The following is a 20,898-nucleotide window of genomic DNA, read 5'->3' as shown; positions in this document are numbered from 1 at the left end:
AAAAATAAAAAGAAGGGGGCTAATTTATGAATAGAAAAATAGGTTTTATTGGTTGTGGAAATATGGGTAGTTCTATGGTTGGTGGATTAATAAATTCAAGATCCTTTATGCCTGAAGATATATTTGTTTCTACAAGGACAGAGAATTCAGCAATAAATATAAAGAATAAATTTAATATAAATACTAGTACTAATAATAAAGATGTGGTTAGAAATTCTAATATAATAATTCTGTCTATTAAACCTTATATGTTTGAAGAAGTTATTAATGAAATTAAAAATGATTTAACAGAGGATAAATTAATAATTAGTGTGGCTGCAGGTATTACTATCAGAAAATTAGAGGAGCTAATAAGCAATAAACATAAAATTATTAGAAGCATGCCAAATACACCAGCATTAGTTGGAAAAGCCATGTCAGCTATTTGTCCTAATAAAAATGTAACTAAAGAAGATATGGAATTTTGTGAAAAAATATTTAAAAGTTTTGGAGAATGTGTTGATATAGCAGAAAAAGATTTTCATGCATTTATTGCTTTATGTGGATCTTCTCCAGCATATGTATTTATGTTTATAGAAGCAATGGCTGATGGAGCTGTAAAGTTAGGTATACCTAGAGATAAAGCTTATAAGATGGCAGCTCAAAGTGTATTAGGATCTGCAAAAATGGTTTTAGATACAGAAAGACATCCGGGAGAATTAAAAGATGCAGTTTGTTCACCAGCTGGAACTACAATTGATGCTGTAATTGAATTAGAAAAGTTAGGTTTTAGAAGTAGTATTATTCAAGCTATAGATAAATGCGCAGAAAAGTCTAAAAACATGTAATTTATTATAAAAAATAAATATCTTTTATGAGAATTATTATATATAAGCAAAACTTTGGAGAATTTTATTGCTCCCTCTGTTTTGTGGATAAAAATTTAAATATTTTATGGGGATAACTTTTTTAGATATAATTTGTGGATAAATTTTAAAAAATATATCTGTGGATAAGTTTTCTTATGATTTATTGTGAATAATTTTTAAAAATTAAAGGTATAAATATAATTTTCAAAATTTTTCATATTGAAATATTATTGACAAAATTATATTACGATAATATACTATAAAGCATAACAATGGAGTTAAAAATTGTGATGAATTCGCAGTTTTTTAACTCCTTTTTTTTATATTAATTATAAAAATTTGAAACTTTAAAGCTAGCAATTAAAAGTTTTTAAATTAATAAGTAATATTTAATTTAAAGGGGGAGCTTTTATGGATATTAATTTAGCAGATACTTCGTTTATTATGATTTGTTCGGCATTTGTATTTTTAATGACACCTGGGCTTGCATTTTTTTATGGTGGTATGGAGAGAAGGAAAAATGTTTTAAATACAATTATGACATCATTTTTCATTTGTGGACTTGCCTCTATAATGTGGGTTTTAATAGGTTATTCATTGTCATTTGGTAAAGATTTTCATGGAATAATAGGTGGATTTGATTTATTTGGACTTGTAAATGTAGGTTCAGAACCTAATGCAGCATATGCAAGTAATATACCACAATTACTTTTTGCTATATTTCAAATGATGTTTGCAATAATAACACCAGCACTTATAACAGGATCTTTAGCAGGTAGAATGAAATTTTCATCTTTATTTATTTTTATTACAGTTTGGTCAGTTTTAGTATATTATCCAATGGCTCATATGGTATGGGGTGATGGAGGATTGATTAAAGAGCTTGGTGCGGTTGATTTTGCAGGTGGAAATGTAGTACACATTAGTTCAGGAGTTTCTGGACTTGTAGCTTGCATTATGCTTGGAAAAAGAAGAGGTTATGGAATGATGTCATATAAACCTCATAATATACCACTTGTAGTTCTTGGGGCAGCACTACTTTGGTTTGGTTGGTTTGGTTTTAATGCAGGAAGTGCGTTGGGTGCTGGTTCACTTGCTGTTCATGCATTTATGACAACAAATACTTCAGCAGCAGCAGCTATGCTTTCATGGATGTTAATTGAAAAAATTAAACATGGTAAGCCAACAGTACTTGGTACAGCAACAGGAGCAGTTGTAGGATTAGTTGCAATTACACCTGGAGCAGGATTTGTTCCGATTTGGTCTTCAATTATAATTGGAGCATTAGTTTCACCAATATGTTTCTTATTTATTGGAAAAGTAAAATCAAAATTTGGATATGATGATGCACTTGATGCTTTTGGTTGCCATGGAATAGGTGGAGTTTGGGGTGGAATTGCTACTGGAATTTTTGCAAAAACATCTATTAATCCAGCAGTACAATGGAATGGACTTTTATTTGGAGATACTAGACTTTTTATGGCTCAAATAATAAGCATTATAATAACTATTATATTTTCAGTAATTATGACTTTATTAATTGTAAAAGTTATGAAATTATTTGGTGATATTAGAGTTGAAAGCTATGAAGAAGCTGATGGACTTGATGTTATTGAACATGGTGAATCTGCTTATCCTGCATTTACTGGATTGGATTAAGGAGGAAAATATTATGAAAAGAATAGAAGCCATCATTAGACCTTCAAAACTTGAGGAGATTAAGGAAGCTTTAAAAAGTAAAAATATTAATGGTATAACTATTAATCAAGTTATGGGATGTGGTAATCAATATGGTTGGACTGAATATCATAGAGGTAGTGAAGTGATAACTAATGTATTACCTAAAATAGAAGTAAAAATTGTTGTTGAAGATAATAAAGTGGAAGAAGTTATCTCATTAATTTCAGAAATAGCAAGAACTGGTGAAGTCGGAGATGGAAAAATATTTGTTATAAATATTGAAGAATGTATCAGAATTAGAACTGGTGAAAGAGGCAATAAAGCATTGTAATAAATAAAAGCATCGTAAATTTGTTTGATTTACGATGCTTTTATTTTAAGTCATAATGTGCAGTACAATATGATATAACAGCAATGGAATTTAATTTTCAGGTGTATTCATATGTTTTATCAGAGTCTTAATACATTTATATACAATGTTTTACAACACAAGGGGTATAGGTTAGTCTTGAATCTTTAGAATTATTTATTTTGCAATTTGATTTAATTTCTATTTTACTTATCTTTTTTATGAAATTTTAGAGATTCTTAATAAATATGTATATAAACACTATTTAATGGTTTTATTAATATATATTGATATAATTCTTACAATAGTTCAATTATACGAATTATCTTTTAAAAAATTAAAAAAATATTCGATATTTAGTTGACCATACGAATCTACTTTGCTACTATTTAAAAGGAGAGTTATTTAAAAAAAATAAATATCCAAATATTTTTATATAAAAGCTATTAAAGCTTGTATTTAAGGAGGCAAACAAATGTCAGCATTTATTGTTTTAGGAGCCCAATGGGGAGATGAAGGAAAAGGAAAGATGACAGACTATTTAGCAGAGGAAGCTGAGGTTGTTGTTAGATTTCAAGGAGGTAATAATGCTGGTCATACTGTAGAAGTTGGCGATAAGCAATACAAACTTCATTTAATTCCATCAGGAATTTTATATGATGACAAATTAAATGTTATTGGAAATGGAGTTGTAGTAGATCCTAAAGCTTTATTTGAAGAAATAAATTACTTAGAAGGTGTGGGAGTTAAAGTTACACCAGAAAAATTAATCATAAGTGATAGAGCACAACTTATAATGCCATATCATAAAACATTAGACGTTTTAAAAGAAAAGGCAAGAGGTAAGAATGATATTGGAACTACAGGAAAAGGTATAGGTCCATGTTATACAGATAAATTTGAAAGATGTGGAATTAGAGTTTGCGATCTTATGCATGAAGATGTTTTTAAAGAAAAATTAGAAGAAAATATAAGAATGAAAAATGATTATATTACTAAAGTATTAGGTGGAGAGCCTTTAAACTTTAGTGAAATATTAAATGAATATTTAGAATATGGAAAGAAATTAAGACCGTTTGTTCAAGATACTTCAGTTAAGGTTTATGAAAATATTAAGACAGATAAAACTGTATTATTTGAAGGTGCACAAGGAATGCTTTTAGATATAGATTACGGAACATATCCTTATGTTACATCATCTAATACAACTGCTGGTGGAGTATGTAGTGGAATAGGTATTGGTCCTAGTATGATAACTAATGCAGTAGGAATAACAAAAGCATATACTACAAGAGTTGGTAAAGGCCCATTCCCAACAGAATTATTAGATGAAACTGGAGATTGGATAAGAGAAAAAGGTCATGAATATGGAGTAACAACTGGGAGATCAAGAAGATGTGGTTGGTTAGACTTAGTTATAGTTAAAACAGCTGCAAGAGTAAGTGGATTAACTTCATTAGCTGTTACTAAGATAGATACATTAGCAGGATTAGAAAAATTAAAAGTATGTGTAGGATATAAATTTGATGGAAAAGTTATAGATTACTTCCCAGCAAGTTTAGAAGATCTAGCTAAATGTGAACCAATATATGAAGAATTCGATGGTTGGGATGAAAGTGTAGCTGAAGCTAGAACATATGATGAGTTACCTGAAAATGCCAAGAAATATTTAAATAGAATAGCTGAATTTACAGATACTAAAATTTCTATAATTGGTGTTGGTCCGAAGAGAGAACACACAATAAGAATAGATAGTATATAATAATAAGTATTAATATTATTGACTTTATTTTTAGGATAAAATATAATTCATAGTAGATAATATTTGTATGAATTAAGTTTTATTAATAAGAAGGTGAAAAATATGATAACAAAGGACATGACAATTGGTGAAGTAGTTAAAAATGATCCATCTAAAGCTGAAACTTTAATGAGTTTTGGTATGGGATGTGTTGGATGTCCATCAGCTCAAGCTGAAACAATAGAAGAAGCTGCTATGGTACATGGTCTTAACTTAGACGAATTAATAGAAGCATTAAATAAATAGAGATTAAATATGAAGAGATTGCTATATTTTGTAGCAGTCTTTTTTTATTTTATTTAAATATTTAAACTGTATTGTTTATATATAGGAATAATTTGCAGTATAATATATATTATGTATATAAAGGAAGGGGGATATATTACTAAAGTAAAAAATTTAATTTTACTTTAGTAATGATATAGTTATGGGAAAAGCTTTTAGTAAAAAATATGAGGTAAATTATTATGACGTAGATGCCAATTTAAAATGTAAGCTATCGTCTATTATTAACTATATATGTGATGTTGGTAGTAGGCAGTCTGAATCAGTAGGTGGAGGAGTGGAGTATTGCACAAAAAATAATTGTACATGGGTATTTTACAAATATGATATAAAGATGTACAGATACCCTAAGTTTGGAGAAACTATAAATTTAACAACAGAAGCTATAGGATTTAAAAAATTTTATGGATTAAGAAAATATTATATTAAAGATTCAGAAGGTATTCTAATAGGTGAAGCATTAGCTTTATTTTTCTTAATAAATATTGAAAAAAGAAGACCTGTGAGAATACAAAAAGAGCAATATGAATTCTATGGTGTAGACAACGATTTAGACCATGATGTTTCAATGGAAGATATAGAGAAAGTTAAGGAAGAACAATTTATTAAAGACTTCCAGATAAGATACAGTGATATAGATTCTAATAAACATGTAAATAATGTGAAATATATAGAATGGGCAATTGAGGCAGTACCTCTTGAGACTATAAAGAAATATGAATTAAAGAGAATTAAAGTGTTGTTTGCAAAAGAAACTACTTATGGAAAAACAATATCATCAACAGCAACTTTAAGACAAATAGATGATAATACTTTAAAAACATATCATAAAATAAAAAATGATGAAGGAATAGAAATAACATTTTTAGAAGCAGATTGGGTAAAAAAATAATATTTTAATAAAGTCATATCAAAATATTATTTAGTAATTATAATTTGATATGACTTTATATTTTTTAATTAATTTAATATTATGTTTAATAGTGTTTATATATGCAATAGATAAGTAAAACTGTAACTGGTTTTATAAATATAAAATTTATTTTTCAGCAGCAGATTTACCTGCTAAATATCCTGAGCTCCAAGCCCATTGTAAATTAAATCCACCGCAATCACCATGAACATCAATTATTTCACCACAGAAGAAAAGGTCTTTTATTAATTTTGATTCTAATGTATTATCATCTATTTCTTTAGTATTAACTCCACCTAAGGTAACTTGTGCATTAGAAAATCCGTTAGTTCCAATACATTTAAATTCCCAATTTTTCAATCTTGAAATTAGTATATTTAAATATTTCCAATCTAATTCAGAGCAACAAGAATGAATATCTTTAATCCCTACATCTTTTAAAAGTGTTGAAATCATTTTTTTATTTATTACACCTATTAAACAAGAACATATTTCTCTATAGTTAAAAATAGAAAAATGAGTATATATAAAGTTTTCTACATCTTCTTTGGTTTCATTAGGAAACATATCTACACTTATTTTTATATCTTTCGTTTTATAAAGTGCTTTTGAAGCATAAGAAGATAATTGTAAAATAGGTGGTCCTGATATTCCATAATCAGTAAACAATATTTCTCCTTTTTCTTTTCTAATTACATTACCATCAATTATAATACTTACTTCACCATTAAATTTAATTCCTGATAATGCTTTTAAGTAAGGATAGTCTAATTTAAGTTGTACAATCCCTGGAAGAGGCTCTATTATACTGTGACCTAAAAGTTTACTGAGTTTAAAACCAGATCCATCAGAACCTGTTTTAGGAGCAGATTTACCACCACAGCTTAGAATTAAATTTTTACAACTAAATTCTTTAAATTCTTCATTATTTGTATGAATAACAAATTTTTTTGATTTTTTTATATCTGTAACTTTACAATTTGGGTATAAAGGAATATTTTTGTCATTTAAAGACATTCTTAATATGTCTACTACAGAAGAAGCTTGAAGTGATTTAGGAAACATTTTTCCATTTTCAAGTTCTACAAGAGGTAAACCTAATGATAAAAATAAGTTTTTTGTATCTTCTACTGTAAATTTATCTAAAGTTTTAGTGAAAAAATTATTATTTTCACTATGAAAATTAATAAATGGAGAACAGATATTATTGTTAGATATATTACATCTACCGTTTCCAGTAGTAAGAATTTTTTTACCGATTCTATCAGTTGCTTCTATTATAGCTACATCTTTTCCTAGATCTTTAGCTATTATTGCAGCAATTAATCCTGAAGCTCCACCGCCAATAATTATTAAATCATGATGAGTCATATGTAATCTCCTTATATTGAATGAATTATAAAGTAATACTTATATAATTATTTTCTAAAGTACTTAAATAAATTCTAACATAGTAATATAAATCTTAAAAGTAAGGAATAATAAACATTAAGACAAGGGTTAATTAAATCTATATTATTATTTTAATATGATTGTTAAATTATATGGATTAAAGATTTATTTAAAAATAATTAACGAAGTGGTGATTTTAACTGTGAAAGCAAAAATTATTAATAAAGAATTAGAAGATTTTGAAGCAACTTTTGAAATTAGAAGAATGAATTTTGATCAAGCTTTAATAAATTATCCTACAGGAAGTGGTTTAAAAACTTTTAAATTAAAAGATTTAGAATTAATACCTGAAAATAAAGTTGATAAATTTCTTATAGAGAATAGACAATTTTTAAAAATTAAATTAACAAAAGGAATATCTATTTTCTTTTATATGGCATTACTTGAATCTTTAGAAGATGAAATAGATGAAAAATTAGTAGAATTAAATGTATTAAAAGACAAATATAAGATAAATAGGAGAGGTATTTGGGAAAAGGAAATATTAATATTGGTAAACAATAAGTTTCCTATAGAGGTATTATCATCAGGACAAAACTTTAAAAAAGAAGGATATAATATAATTATTAATAAAATTTCTGAAGAAAATTTTTTAAATATTTGTTTTAATGAAATAAGTAAAGTTGAAAAAGAAATAGAACACAGAAATAGGATGTTATCAGGGTTTGGGAAGGCTATTAGTGCATTAAAGGCTAAGGATAAAAATGAGCAAAAATTATTGATTTAATACTAAGTAAAAATATAATAATAAAAAAATTTTAAAAATGTGTTGACACACAATATAAAATTATGTATTATAGTCTATGTGGTCGGGAACACGGTCACGAAAAAAGAAAAATCAAGGCTCCTTGGTCAAGCGGTTAAGACACCACCCTTTCACGGTGGTAACAGGGGTTCGATTCCCCTAGGAGTCACCATTTTTATCTTATGGGCGCATAGCTCAGCTGGGAGAGCATCTGCCTTACAAGCAGAGGGTCACAGGTTCGAGCCCTGTTGTGCCCACCATAAGATGGCTCAGTAGCTCAGTTGGTTAGAGTGCCGGCCTGTCACGCCGGAGGTCGAGGGTTCGAGCCCCTTCTGAGTCGCCAATTAAATTAGCTGGCATGGCTCAACGGTAGAGCAGCTGACTTGTAATCAGCAGGTTGTAGGTTCGATTCCTATTGCCAGCTCCATTTAAACAAAACAAATTAATATGGCTCCTTGGTCAAGCGGTTAAGACACCACCCTTTCACGGTGGTAACAGGGGTTCGATTCCCCTAGGAGTCACCATTTTTATCCTTATGGGCGCATAGCTCAGCTGGGAGAGCATCTGCCTTACAAGCAGAGGGTCACAGGTTCGAGCCCTGTTGTGCCCACCATAAAAACTTAACATGGCTCAGTAGCTCAGTTGGTTAGAGTGCCGGCCTGTCACGCCGGAGGTCGAGGGTTCGAGTCCCTTCTGAGTCGCCAACAAACTCTAGTTTTACTAGAGTTTTTTATTTTTCAAAGTCAATAACTACTTAATATATATATAAATAGCTTCTAAAATTAATAGAAGCTATTTTTTTATTTGTTTTTTTGTAGATTTTTTTTAATTCTTATATCTTCTGAATAGAATTTACAAAGTTTAAAATCACCAAGTAATCTAGAAGCTATTCTTTCTGTATATTGTTTTGTTATACCTGGTAATGTTAAATTGGTAGAAATAAGCATTTTTTTCTTATTTAAGATTCTCTTATTAATAATGTTAAATAATTCTGTTATAGAAAATTCATTTAAATGTTCTGCCCCCAAATCATCAATTATTAATAAATCACAATTTAAAAGCAGTTCGCTTAAGTTATAATTATTATTAAATCTTATCTCACTTAAGTTTTTAATTAATTCGTCAGAAGTTTTATATACTACAAGATAGCCTTTATCTAATATAGCTTTTGATAAACAATATGATAAATAAGTTTTTCCACTACCAGGATTGCCATAAAACAATAAGTTTGTATTTTGGGTTGAGAAATTTGGAATATAATCATTTAAAACATAGTTCAATATATTTTCAATATTTTTTCTTGGAGAATACTTTTCATCTCCTAATCTATGAGTTGAAAATAAATTTAAATCAAAATTATTAAAATTATTTTCTTTTATAGTGTTTTCTAACTCAGAATCTTTATAGTAAAGCCTAATAAGTTTTTGGTTATAGCAATTACATTTATTTGCACCGATAAATCCAGTATCTTTACATTTATTGCAAGTATATTTTAAGTTTAAATATTCAGGGTCAAAGCCATTTGCTACAAGCATTTCACATTTTTTAACTCTTAAATCAATAATTTTTTCTTTAAATTCCCTCAAAGTTTTTTCGCCATCATCAGATTTTATTATTTCCAGAGACATTCTTAAAGACATTCTTTGAATTTCATTATCTAATTCCAATATTTCAGGACAAATACTAGAAACTTCTAATCTTCGTAATTTTAAACTTTTAGCTTCAGTTTCTCTAATGTTTTCATATATTTTTAATATTTCTGCTTGATATCCATTAATCATTGTTATCCCATCCTAGTAATTTTTTTTCTAAAGAATCATAATCATATTCTCTTGCTTCAAAGTTATTAAACTTAAGAGGTGGCTTTTCAGATGAATAATTAATTTTTTTATAACTTTTATTTTTAGGTGTTTTATCTTTAATTGCTATATCTTCTAATGTTTTTATATTATTTTTATACCAGTTAGATAATATACCATCAATATATTTAAAATCTGACCTATTTAATCTTTCAAAGCATATATTGCATGCTTTGAATATTATTTCAGTAGGAAATTTGTAAACTAAAAGCCATTTTTCCATAATATCTTGTTGAGGCTTCATAATTTCAGTATTTTTAATACCAAGATAATTAAGAATTTTTCTTATATTTAACCACTTATCTTCTGTTTTCGTTATTAAATTTTGAGCCTGTTCCACAGTTTTTATTTTTAAATCGTGCCAAGATAAAGCTACTTTTTCTATATATCTTGCATCAACTTTTCCTTTAGATACACAATATTCTATTAATATTAAAATTAATTCTGAAGAAAACCCTAATTCTCTTTGCCAATTTAAATAAATTGACATTTCTTTAGGGGATAGAGGTCTAGCTAATAGTTTTTCTATATGTTTTAACATATCTTTTGTATTATTTTCATCAAGAGCATTAAGTAAGTCAACTTGTTTTGTATCATCTACATTTTCCTCTGATAGATTCAAAAATTCTATATTAAAATTTCCCATATTATCAATTGGTGTAAATTTTATAACACCTTCATCATTCCAATAATTAAATGCATTCATAATATCAGATTCTAATAAGTTAAGAGAGGAAGCTAGTATTGATGAGCTTACTCCTAATTCATTACAAGTACTATACTTTAACATTAGTAAGTAAACTTTTATAAATTCTCCTCTAGCTTTAGGCATATATTTTTCAATAAAAATATTACTTACAGGAGTAAATGCTGGTGGCTTATTTTTTAGCATAAAAGTGCTCATAATTATTACTACCTACCTTCCATAATAAAAGTCTTTGTAAATTATTATAACAAACCAACATTATAACCACAATAAACAGAGAAAACAACTAATATTTAAAGAAATGAATAAATTTTGTGTAATGGGATAGATTATAAGTTGTATTTTTAAATTAGAAAATGAAAGGACTAAATTATGAACACTAGAAAAATTAAAGTAATTAAATTTATAGTTTGCGTTATATTTATATTTAATTCAATAATTTTAATAGCAGATGCTAATGTTAAAAAAACATATGAAGCATATATAGGTGGAAGGTTAGTAGGATATACTGATGATAAAAAAGAATTTAAACAAATTTATGGCGAGATTAATAATGAAATAAATCAAAGGTTAGGAATAGATTTAGTACAAGATAAGAAGGTAAAGTTTAAAGTTAATAAAGATAATATAGATAAATCAAGTGAAAAAAGTATTAAAAAGAATATAAAGAAAGCTATTAATGATGAAGTTAATGCAAAAGAGATAAATATAAATGATAAAAATTATGGAATAGTTTTAAATGAAGATGAAGCTAAGGATGTATTAAAAGACTTTATAATACAAAATGTAAACAAGTTTAATATAAATTTAGATTCAACAATTGATACTGAAATAAAAGGTGATATAAAATATTTAGATGTTAAAGTACCAGTTTCAAAAATTAATGATATTGATGAAATAGTTAATAACATGGTAAATGATAAAAATATAAAAGTAAAAGTTAAAGTTAAAGAAGAAAAAGAAGTAACTATAGAACCCAAAACTAAAATAAAGAGGGATGACAGTATGTATATAGGAAAAATTACTGTTAAAGAAGGTGAAAAAGGTAGTAAAAAAGTTAATTCAGAAGTTACTTATTGTAATGGAAAAAAGATAAATGAAAATATAATTTCTGAATATGTATTAAAAGAACCTAAAGATAGGATTGAATATAGAGGAAGTAAAACACCAATAGGAGCGAAAGTAACATTTTTGAAATATCCAACTAGAGGTAGATATATTACTTCGAAATTTGGTTCAAGATGGGGAAGGAAACATAATGGTATAGATATAGCAGGAAATACAGGCGATCCAGTTACAGCTGCTTTTAATGGTATTATAAAAGAAGCTGGCGTTGTAAGTGGATATGGTAATATGATTAAAATAAAACATGAGAACGGATTAGAAACACTTTATGGTCATTTAAGTTCAATTAAGGTAAAGAAAGGACAAAAAATTAAAGAAGGAGAAGTTATTGGAGCAGTAGGAAGTACAGGAAGAAGCACAGGACCTCACTTACATTTTGAATTAAGATCAAATGGAGTTCCCATAAATCCAGAAGCTTATATTAAAAAGTAAAATTATTTTATATAAAAAATAAGGTTAAGTTATAACATTAAAAAGATAAAAATAATAAATACTGTTAGTATTTATTATTTTTATTAATCTAGGGCATTAATCTATCAATATTAATAATGCCTTCGCCACAAATAACTTTAGAAATATCATCAACAGGATCACAAGCAACTTTTAATAATGAAATTAAATCATTAAAAGTTAACTCAGGATTATTTTCAAATAATAAAGCACATAATCCACTAATATATGCTACAGCTAGTGAAGTTCCAGTAAAAGTTTTATATGGTGCATCAAGTTTTTTAGGATAAATTTTTAAACCATTTTTTTCACTTAAATAATTAGTATCACTGTTTAATGAAACTATATTTACACAAGAAGCAGATAAATTTGGTTTTTCTGATTTTCCAAATGGTCCAGCTGAAGAATATGCATAAGGTCTTAATATTGGTGTAGTACTGTTTAAGCCGGCAACTGTAATACAATTGTCACATGTGGATATTCCCATAATATTAGATGATGAATTTAAAGTGCTTCCACTAGGAACTATAGGAATAATATTATTTGATACTGCATATTTAAATGATAAATTAAAACAAGAAATAATAAATGTATTATGACTCAATAATTCAAATGGTAAACACAATATTTTTATGTTATTTTCTTTAGATATTTCTACTAAAGATTCTATTGAATATAATATGTCAGAAGCAAACCCTTTTCCTAATTTATCAAAGGCTTTATAACAAAAAAGCTTACTTTTATGTGCTATTCCTTTGTACATATCATTTGAGGCAAGTCCACCACTACATAAAATACCACTAATTGATGTACCATGCCCATTATCATCATATGGATAATTTAAGTCATTAATCAAATCAACAAATAAAGATATTTTATTACTAGGTGATATTAAATCAGGATGAGGAAATACACCACTATCTACAATTCCAATGCCAACTCCAGTTCCAGATAGCTTATATTTTTCTGAAAAATGTACTTTATTAGCCGTAGTAACACTCATACCACAAAGAAAAAGGTATTCATCTAAATAAATTTTTTCTATTTCTGGATATTCTACAAGTCTTTCAATTCCTCGAGAAGTTAAAGTTGCACTTATTAAATTAGCAGATTTTATAACATGATGTAATTTACCTTTATATGATTTAACCTTTTTTTCTATAGAGGATTGAAAATTATTATATTTTACTAGCACTCTATATTTTTTATAACAATTATTAGACATATAGTACTTTAAATTAGGATCTAATTTATTTTTATATGAAAATCCGAACATATTTTTCTCCCAATTAGTTATTTCAATATATAGTATATGAATAATAAGTGTTTTGTTAATACACAAGTTAACTAAAATATTTATTATTATACAATTAAAAAGTACAATTTAATTTCCTATGTATATAAGATAATATTAGAAAACAAAAGTTTCACCAATATCAATTATTTTAATGTTATTATCTTTTATATTTTTTAATGTAAGTTCAGTTTCATTAAAGTCCTCCAAAGATATTATAAATGTTTTATAATGAATCGGTATCATTGTTTTAGAATTCATCGTTTTAAACATTTTATAAGATTCGGTAGGAGTACAATGCATATAAGAAAATCTCTCTGGCATATAACATCCAACAGGCATTAATGCAACATCAGATGTAATTCCTTTAAAATTATTAGTAAAAGCAGTATCACCTGCAAAAAATACTTTTCTATAGTTTCTTTCAATTAAATAAGATAAGCTTTCATTATCAATTCCTACATAAAATCTTCGTCCATCATGATTTGCTTCATAGGCAGTTATTTTAATATTATTATCTTCATAAATTTCATTTGGATGTAAAATAAATACCTTTTTAAAACCTAAAAATTTAAGAATTCTTTTATATCCTTTAGGGGCAATGACAATAGCATCCTTATTTAATTTTTTAAGAGATGGGAAATGCATATGATCCATATGTCCATGAGATAAAATTATATAATCTATTTTTAGATCTTTTAAGTAATTAGGTTTTTCAACAACTCTTTTAAAATAACCTAATAAATCAGACAAGACAGGATCAGTTATAATTACTTTTCCACTTAAATTTATGACTGTTGTAGCATGACCAAACCAATTAATAGAATTTAATTGTAACTGATCTGATTTAATAGAATTTTTTTCTTTAAAATATTCTTTTATATTATTGTTAGTTAAATGAAATAAGAAATTTATATTTTTAAAAAAATTCGACATATATAATCCTTTCGTATTTTAAATAAATTAATTTATAATAATTTAAGAATATTATACAACGATTAATTTAGTGTTTCCATTTAAATATTACGATACCAACTATCATAATTGCTATTCCTAAAAATTCATGAAGATTAAATTTGATTTTTTCAGTACCAAATAACCCCAATGCATCAATTATTCCAGCTGAAAGTAATTGAGCTATTAATATTGTACCTATACCAAAAGTAGTTCCCATTCCACCAATACTTTTCATTACTGTAAATATAATAACAACACCTAATGCTCCACCTAAAAGAAAAATTTTATTAGTATTTTTTATATTAGAATAACTGCCTTTTCCCCATAAAAATGAAATTACTAAAGTTAGAACTAGTCCAGTAAGTTGAACTATAACATTAGTTTCCCAAGTTCCTATTTTTTCACCCAATTTTGTATTAAATACTCCTTGCAAACTCATAGAAATTCCAGAAATTATGGCATATATTATATTAATCATAAAAATCACCTCAAAAATATTATGACCATATAAATAGACAAATATTAGATTTACAATAAAATAGTTAGGAGAATTTTTAAGAATAAGTATCGTTTTATTTATAATAACTATACTTTTATACTATAAATAAAAAAAAGTAACTCTAAATTAAAGAGCTACTTTTTCATACGTATTTTTAGAAAATGCATTTTTTATCTCTGCTTGAGTAAATCCTAAAGTTATTGCTAAACTTAAGATGTCTTCGAATAAAGTAAGGTAGTGATCTTTTGATGGTGATATAATTAAATCATTTATATCAATATATAAGTTTAGAAATTGATCACTTAAACAGTAGTCATTAGGTTTTACATCAACTTCAGTTAGATCAGAATAATTATTATCTAGTCCTATAGTAATAATTTGTGATAAACAAGATATATATTTTCTAAATACAACCTGCATATCTATGAAATTGCTAGTATCTTTCCAGTACTTAAAACATTTAGTCTCATTAGCTAATTCGCTAATTTTAATATTAAATTCTAAATATTTTCTAGTTTTAATCTTACAGTTATCTAATTGATTATTTAATGTTAAATTTTTATTTATCATTCTTTGAGTTTCAAAGAGGTCTTTAACATTCATACTGAGTCCCCCTACTTTAATAAATCATTATTTTTATTTTACAAAAGTTTTAAAATAAAAGAAAGCATGGAAAACGAATACAATAAAAAATATTTAAAATTTTCTTAAAAATAAAAAAATAATAGTAAAAGGGAATTACTTAATGTTTAATATAATTCTCTCTTACTAAAAGTAAATATATTTAAAATTCTTTTAAAACAAATGATTTTAATGGTGAATCTTTTTTTGATGTAGGTATTTTCCAAACTTCTATTTTTTTTATCTTTAATTTTATATAAGACTTATGTTTATATAAATATGGAAAATTTAATTTTATATCCTGTTTTTTATGATCTTTTGATATATAACCTAAATTTGATAGAGAAACAAAGTTACTTTCAAATGTTTTAACATTAAATCCACTTAAAATTAACATGTCACTAAGTGAACGGGAAATTCTTTTAATGTATCCTTTATTATCAATTCTTAAATTAACACTTCTAGAACTGTCACATACATAAACAGAATCTAAAGCATCGATTCTAAAAAATTTATAAGGCGATATAATCTTCTTTATCATTGGATAAAGTTTATCTAAATTAGGATTATCTAAAATACATAAAGGAATAAATGGCAAAGGTGAATTTCTATTACCTCTGAATTTTTTTGACATATTTTTTTGAATAGGGGAAATTAATTGGTATGTTTCATCATCAAATACCGCAACTATATAATACTTCATGTAAACCTCACAATCTAGATTAAAATGTTTTACTATTACAAAGTTTTAATAAATTATAACATAATAAAACAAATAAAAAAATAGAAGAATAATTAAAATATGAATGATAATAATAAAAATGTAATCATTTAAATAATATACCATAAAAAACATAATTTATATGACTAAAATTTGGTTATATTACATTTAATATTATAAAAAGGAAATTTATTAAGTAAAATGTTTAAAAAACTATTAATATAAGGAAAAAATATATTTAAATAAATTTAGTTTATGATATAATGATAAAAGTAGATTTTAATAAATATAATAGGACAATAATGTCTAGTTAAAATATAGATAGAATCAGGACTTTGACGTATTTAAATATAGATTTTATGAATAGGGTGAATTCGATGGAAAGATTGATAATAAATGGAGGGAATATTCTTAAAGGTTCTGTTGAGATCAATGGTGCTAAGAATGCAGCTGTAGCAATATTACCAGCAGCTATAATGGCCAGTGAAGGAAAATGTATAATTGACAATATACCAGATATTGAAGATGTACATTGCCTGGAAAGAATATTAGAAAGTTTAGGTTGTAATATAGTAAAAATAGATAATAATACATTAGAAATAGATAGTACAGATGTCAGTAGATTTGATGCTTCAAGTGAAGATGTAAGAAGAATGAGAGCATCATATTATTTTATAGGTGCTTTATTAGCAAGATTTAAACAAGCGAAAGTGGTATTACCAGGGGGATGCCCTATTGGTGTTAGACCAATAGACCAACATATAAAAGGATTTGAAGCTCTTGGTGCGGAAGTTACTATAGAACATGGTGCTGTAACAGTAAAAGCAGAAAAATTACAAGGAACAAATATATTCTTTGATGTAGTATCAGTTGGTGCTACAATAAATGTTATGATTGCAGCAACTTTAGCAGAGGGTGTTACTACTCTTGAAAATGTGGCAAAAGAACCACATGTAGTTGATGTAGCTAACTTTTTAAACTCAATGGGTGCAAATATTAAAGGTGCTGGTACTGATGTTATTAGAATACAAGGTGTTGAAAAACTAAATGGTTGTTCTTATAGTGTTATTCCAGACCAAATAGAGGCTGGTACATTTATGATAGCAGCAGTTGCAACTCGTGGGGATGTTTATGTAAGAAATGTTATTCCAAAGCATTTAGAGTCAATTTCAGCAAAATTAAAAGAAATGGGTGCAGTAATTGAAGAAGATGATGATTGTGTAAGGGTTTGTGCTAGTGATGAATTAAAAGCAGTAAATGTAAAGACAACTCCTTACCCAGGATTCCCAACAGATATTCAGCAACCTATGTCAGCTTTATTAAGCACTATTTCTGGAAAAAGTATAGTTACTGAATCTATATGGGAGAACAGGCATAAACATATAGATGAACTTAAAAAGATGGGTGCAAACATAAAAGTTGAAGGTAGAGTAGCTATTATTGAAGGCGTGAATAGGCTTACTGGAGCAGTAGTAAAAGCTACTGATTTAAGAGCAGGAGCTGCAATGGTTATAGCAGGATTAATATCAGAAGGAAAAACAGAAATAACAAGTATAGAACATATAGATAGAGGATATCCGCACATAGAAAATAAATTAAGAGCTTTAGGAGCAGATATAAAGAGAATTATAGTAGAATAATATATAGCTATGTTTTATGATATGGTGGGAGGAATTTAAATGGTATTCTGTTCTTTATACAGTGGAAGCAGTGGGAATAGTATGTTTATTGCTTCTGAAAAATCAAAAATTTTAATAGATGCAGGTCTTCCAGGTAAAAGAATTGATGAAGCATTGAAATCAATAAATCAATCCCCAAGTGATTTAGATGGGATTTTTGTAACTCATGAACATAGTGATCATATAAAGGGTGTCGGAGTTTTGTCAAGAAAATATGATATACCAATATATGCAAATTCCAATACTTGGAGTGCTATGGAATCATTAATTGGGAAGATAAAAGAACATAATATAAAGGTAATTGATAAAAGATCAGTTACTCAAATTAATGATTTAGATGTAAAGGCTTTTAATATTCCACATGATTCAATATCGCCTATGGGTTATACTATAGCTAATAAAAATAAAAAAGTTAGTATAGCAACTGATTTAGGAACATTTACAAAAGAAATATATGATAATATTAAAGAATCAGAAATTATTTTACTTGAAAGTAATCATGATGTAAGCATGCTTAAATATGGACCATATCCATATAATTTAAAAAGAAGGATATTAAGTGAGATAGGTCACTTGTCTAATGATGATTGTGCAAAGGCTATTGTAGAAATATTAAATAATGGTTTTAATAAGAAGGTTATTTTAGGTCATTTAAGTAGTACCAATAATCAACCAGATTTAGCATATCAAACAGTAGTTAATGTATTAAGAGAAAATGGAATTAATGACAAGAATGACATAACATTAACTATGGCAAATAGACATGAGCCTAGTGAATATATAGAGTTTTAAATTGCTTAATATAAAATAAATTTAAAATAAAAAATAAAAGCAATATCAAGGGAGGATTTTAAAAATGAGTTTATATACAGATTGGACTAATATGGTTGTAGAATACGTAAAGACTAAAGGGGAAAATGCTTTCTGGCAAGAATATAGTAAACTAGAGAAAACTATTTATAAGGATTTACTAGCAAAACATAAAGAAGCTAAAAAAACAACAATTGCTGATTTAGCAAAAGAATATGATTCTTCATTAGAATTTATAATGGGATTTATTGATGGAATAAATGATAGTTTAAATACTCAATATGATTTAGAAACTTTAGATGAGAATACTGAATTAGTATTAGATATTAATTTAGAAAATTTATATTATAATATGTTAGATGCAAAAGCAGAATATCTTTACAACTTACCACAATGGGATGGAATATTCTCAGAAGAAAAGAGAAAAGAAATTCAAAAACAATTCAGAGATTCTAAAATTGTTAGAAACAACGAAAAAGTTGGAAGAAATGATGCTTGCCCATGTGGAAGTGGAAAGAAATATAAAAAGTGTTGTGGAAAATAGTTTTTTAAAGGGATCTAAATTAGATCCCTTTTATTATATATAAGTATTTTAATGTATATTTAGCTAAAAATAAATATTAAGATATTTTGATGTCAATAATAATTTAGTAAAGTATAGAATTTTTAAATAAATAATAGTATCCTTTATATTTTTATAGATTGAATTAAATCGTAATTTATTTATAAAACTTAATAATAAAAGATTATTATTTCAATACCATATGGAAATATTTGTTTGTGGGTGCTATAATTTATACTTAAATAAATTAATTTTGAGCATAAATTATAGCATGAGGTGATAATATGGATAATAACGTTGTATGGGTAAATGAACAAAAAATATTAAGAACAATAGATGAATTAATAAAAAATAACATGAATGGGTATTTTGCTAAATCTAGAGAAGAGATAATAAATATTATAGAAGATATAATAGAACCAGGTAATAGAGTTGCATTTGGAGGTTCAATGACATTATTTGAAAGTGGTGTTATGGACTATCTTAAGAGTGGGAAATATGATTTATTAGATAGAAATAAGCCTAATCTTACACGTGAAGAAGTAAATGAAATATATAGGCAGGCGTTTTTATCTGATGCTTATTTTACAAGTTCAAATGCTATTACTGAAAAAGGTGAAATCTACAATGTTGATGGAAACGGTAATAGAGTAGCAGCAATTCTTTATGGACCTAAAAAAGTAATAATAATCGCAGGTTCTAATAAAATAGTTCCAACGATTGATGATGCAATAAAGAGAAATAAAGAGAAATCAGCACCAGCAAACGCAAAAAGATTAAATAGAGCAACTCCATGTTCAAAGATAGGAAAATGTATGGATTGTAGCAGTAAAGAAAGAATTTGTAATGAATATACATTAATAAAAAGACAAGTAGATCCAAATAGAATTCATGTAATATTTATGAATGAGATATTAGGATATTAATTAGAATAAAAATATTTAATAAAAATTATTTATGTACTATAGATAAGGAGAACCAATGAATATAACGATTGTTACAGTTGGTAAACTGAAAGAAAAATATTTAAAACAAGCTATAGATGAGTATTCTAAAAGATTATCTCGTTATTGTAAATTAAATATAATAGAATTACCTGATGAACAAACTCCAGATAATGCATCAGAAAAAGATGAAATTATCATAAAGGATAAGGAAGGTAATAAGATTTTAAATTCTATAAAAGATAGCATGTATGTAATTACGTTAGACCTAAAAGGAAAGATGTTGTCATCTGAAGAATTATCTAAATTTGTTGATAATTGTGCCGTAAGAGGTGATAGCAATTTGTGCTTTGTAATTGGTGGAAGCCTTGGTTTAAGTGATGCTGTTCTAAAGAGAGCTAATTATAGTCTTTGCTTTAGTAAAATGACATTTCCACACCAACTTTTTAGAGTTATGTTATTAGAACAAATATATAGAGCTTTTAGAATAAGTAATGGAGAACCGTATCACAAGTAAGTGAAGTTTTTAGCCTTAGGTATTGATATAATTTGCCTGAGGCTATTTTTATAAGTGAAAAAAGTGTATTATAAGCATTAA

General features: G+C 26.6%; 21 protein-coding genes and 7 tRNA genes. 20 read left to right on the top strand and 8 right to left on the bottom strand.

The annotated features are described in order from the left end of the window. Positions 1-26 precede the first annotated feature (26 nt). The 6 genes from proC to BGI42_RS14600 all read left to right on the top strand — a co-directional run bounded on the left by proC (position 27) and on the right by BGI42_RS14600 (position 5,855). The gene (gene proC, locus BGI42_RS14625) at positions 27-827 is read left to right on the top strand and encodes a pyrroline-5-carboxylate reductase (protein ID WP_069680978.1); all 801 of its coding nucleotides are present in this window, start codon (positions 27-29) and stop codon (positions 825-827) included. Positions 828-1,259: 432 nt separating this feature from the next. Continuing rightward, on the top strand, positions 1,260-2,507 hold the full coding sequence (locus BGI42_RS14620) for an ammonium transporter (RefSeq protein ID WP_069680977.1): 1,248 nt from the start codon (positions 1,260-1,262) through the stop codon (positions 2,505-2,507). Positions 2,508-2,520: 13 nt separating this feature from the next. Beyond that, positions 2,521-2,859 carry a P-II family nitrogen regulator gene (locus tag BGI42_RS14615; RefSeq protein ID WP_069680976.1) on the top strand — a complete coding sequence of 113 codons (339 nt, stop codon included), beginning with the start codon at positions 2,521-2,523 and terminating at the stop codon, positions 2,857-2,859. A 493-nt stretch (positions 2,860-3,352) separates the two neighbouring features. Then, positions 3,353-4,639: an adenylosuccinate synthase gene (locus BGI42_RS14610; protein WP_069680975.1), complete on the top strand. Its 1,287-nt coding sequence runs from the start codon at positions 3,353-3,355 to the stop codon at positions 4,637-4,639. A 102-nt stretch (positions 4,640-4,741) separates the two neighbouring features. Further along, positions 4,742-4,924, top strand: a complete 183-nt coding sequence (locus BGI42_RS14605; protein ID WP_069680974.1) for a DUF1858 domain-containing protein — start codon at positions 4,742-4,744, stop codon at positions 4,922-4,924. Positions 4,925-5,105: 181 nt separating this feature from the next. Next, complete coding sequence (locus tag BGI42_RS14600) at positions 5,106-5,855, top strand: acyl-[acyl-carrier-protein] thioesterase (RefSeq protein ID WP_069680973.1); 750 nt, start codon at positions 5,106-5,108, stop codon at positions 5,853-5,855. A gap of 147 nt (positions 5,856-6,002) precedes the next feature. On the opposite strand, the gene BGI42_RS14595 is transcribed toward BGI42_RS14600, so the two are convergent. Beyond that, entirely contained in the window at positions 6,003-7,247 is a 1,245-nt protein-coding gene (locus BGI42_RS14595; RefSeq protein ID WP_069680972.1) for a BaiN/RdsA family NAD(P)/FAD-dependent oxidoreductase, read from the bottom strand. Positions 7,248-7,470: 223 nt separating this feature from the next. On the opposite strand from BGI42_RS14595, the gene BGI42_RS14590 reads away from it, so the two are divergent. The 8 genes from BGI42_RS14590 (at position 7,471) to BGI42_RS14555 (ending at position 8,777) form a co-directional block, all read left to right on the top strand. After that, positions 7,471-8,055 carry a hypothetical protein gene (locus tag BGI42_RS14590; RefSeq protein ID WP_069680971.1) on the top strand — a complete coding sequence of 195 codons (585 nt, stop codon included), beginning with the start codon at positions 7,471-7,473 and terminating at the stop codon, positions 8,053-8,055. Between the two features lie 115 nt (positions 8,056-8,170). Beyond that, positions 8,171-8,245 (top strand) — tRNA-Glu (locus tag BGI42_RS14585). A gap of 12 nt (positions 8,246-8,257) precedes the next feature. Continuing rightward, positions 8,258-8,333 (top strand) — tRNA-Val (locus BGI42_RS14580). A gap of 6 nt (positions 8,334-8,339) precedes the next feature. Beyond that, positions 8,340-8,416 (top strand) — tRNA-Asp (locus BGI42_RS14575). 9 nt (positions 8,417-8,425) lie between these two features. After that, positions 8,426-8,500 (top strand) — tRNA-Thr (locus BGI42_RS14570). A gap of 22 nt (positions 8,501-8,522) precedes the next feature. Beyond that, a tRNA-Glu gene (locus BGI42_RS14565) sits at positions 8,523-8,597 on the top strand. Positions 8,598-8,610: 13 nt separating this feature from the next. Further along, positions 8,611-8,686 (top strand) — tRNA-Val (locus BGI42_RS14560). A gap of 14 nt (positions 8,687-8,700) precedes the next feature. Then, positions 8,701-8,777 (top strand) — tRNA-Asp (locus BGI42_RS14555). 96 nt (positions 8,778-8,873) lie between these two features. Here BGI42_RS14555 and BGI42_RS14550 read toward each other — a convergent pair. Together BGI42_RS14550 and BGI42_RS14545 are read right to left on the bottom strand one after the other, a co-directional pair. Next, positions 8,874-9,854: an ATP-binding protein gene (locus BGI42_RS14550; protein WP_069680970.1), complete on the bottom strand. Its 981-nt coding sequence runs from the start codon at positions 9,852-9,854 to the stop codon at positions 8,874-8,876. Then, the gene (locus tag BGI42_RS14545) at positions 9,847-10,836 is read right to left on the bottom strand and encodes a DnaD domain protein (RefSeq protein WP_069680969.1); all 990 of its coding nucleotides are present in this window, start codon (positions 10,834-10,836) and stop codon (positions 9,847-9,849) included. The genes BGI42_RS14550 and BGI42_RS14545 overlap by 8 nt, the downstream gene beginning before the upstream one ends. Positions 10,837-11,010: 174 nt before the next feature. Between BGI42_RS14545 and BGI42_RS14540 the strand changes: the two genes are divergently transcribed. Then, entirely contained in the window at positions 11,011-12,195 is a 1,185-nt protein-coding gene (locus BGI42_RS14540) for a peptidoglycan DD-metalloendopeptidase family protein (RefSeq protein WP_069680968.1), read from the top strand. Positions 12,196-12,283: 88 nt separating this feature from the next. On the opposite strand, the gene BGI42_RS14535 is transcribed toward BGI42_RS14540, so the two are convergent. The 5 genes from BGI42_RS14535 to BGI42_RS14515 all read right to left on the bottom strand — a co-directional run bounded on the left by BGI42_RS14535 (position 12,284) and on the right by BGI42_RS14515 (position 16,287). Beyond that, a complete protein-coding gene (locus BGI42_RS14535; protein ID WP_069680967.1) occupies positions 12,284-13,489 on the bottom strand; it encodes a S8 family serine peptidase in 1,206 nt (401 codons plus the stop codon). A 135-nt stretch (positions 13,490-13,624) separates the two neighbouring features. Continuing rightward, on the bottom strand, positions 13,625-14,443 hold the full coding sequence (locus BGI42_RS14530) for an MBL fold metallo-hydrolase (protein WP_069680966.1): 819 nt from the start codon (positions 14,441-14,443) through the stop codon (positions 13,625-13,627). Between the two features lie 67 nt (positions 14,444-14,510). Then, positions 14,511-14,942 carry a DMT family transporter gene (locus tag BGI42_RS14525; RefSeq protein WP_069680965.1) on the bottom strand — a complete coding sequence of 144 codons (432 nt, stop codon included), beginning with the start codon at positions 14,940-14,942 and terminating at the stop codon, positions 14,511-14,513. A 147-nt stretch (positions 14,943-15,089) separates the two neighbouring features. Continuing rightward, positions 15,090-15,566, bottom strand: a complete 477-nt coding sequence (locus BGI42_RS14520; protein WP_069680964.1) for a dUTP diphosphatase — start codon at positions 15,564-15,566, stop codon at positions 15,090-15,092. Between the two features lie 181 nt (positions 15,567-15,747). Further along, positions 15,748-16,287 (bottom strand): hypothetical protein, encoded by a 540-nt coding sequence (locus BGI42_RS14515; RefSeq protein WP_069680963.1) that lies wholly within the window; start codon positions 16,285-16,287, stop codon positions 15,748-15,750. A gap of 395 nt (positions 16,288-16,682) precedes the next feature. Here BGI42_RS14515 and BGI42_RS14510 point away from each other — a divergent pair, with 395 nt between their 5' ends. From BGI42_RS14510 to rlmH, 5 genes are all read left to right on the top strand, one after another. After that, the gene (locus BGI42_RS14510; RefSeq protein WP_069680962.1) at positions 16,683-17,945 is read left to right on the top strand and encodes a UDP-N-acetylglucosamine 1-carboxyvinyltransferase; all 1,263 of its coding nucleotides are present in this window, start codon (positions 16,683-16,685) and stop codon (positions 17,943-17,945) included. 39 nt (positions 17,946-17,984) lie between these two features. After that, the gene (locus BGI42_RS14505) at positions 17,985-18,776 is read left to right on the top strand and encodes an MBL fold metallo-hydrolase (protein WP_069680961.1); all 792 of its coding nucleotides are present in this window, start codon (positions 17,985-17,987) and stop codon (positions 18,774-18,776) included. Between the two features lie 64 nt (positions 18,777-18,840). Beyond that, entirely contained in the window at positions 18,841-19,338 is a 498-nt protein-coding gene (locus BGI42_RS14500; RefSeq protein WP_069680960.1) for an SEC-C metal-binding domain-containing protein, read from the top strand. Positions 19,339-19,640: 302 nt separating this feature from the next. Beyond that, positions 19,641-20,282 (top strand): lactate utilization protein, encoded by a 642-nt coding sequence (locus BGI42_RS14495; RefSeq protein ID WP_069680959.1) that lies wholly within the window; start codon positions 19,641-19,643, stop codon positions 20,280-20,282. Positions 20,283-20,337: 55 nt separating this feature from the next. Next, the gene (rlmH, locus tag BGI42_RS14490) at positions 20,338-20,817 is read left to right on the top strand and encodes a 23S rRNA (pseudouridine(1915)-N(3))-methyltransferase RlmH (protein ID WP_069680958.1); all 480 of its coding nucleotides are present in this window, start codon (positions 20,338-20,340) and stop codon (positions 20,815-20,817) included. The last annotated feature ends 81 nt before the right edge of the window (positions 20,818-20,898 follow it).

The organism is Clostridium taeniosporum, from assembly GCF_001735765.2.
GTDB lineage: Bacteria > Bacillota > Clostridia > Clostridiales > Clostridiaceae > Clostridium > Clostridium taeniosporum.
The sequence above is the reverse complement of the archived record's forward strand: the minus strand, read 5'-3'. Positions and strand labels throughout refer to the sequence as shown.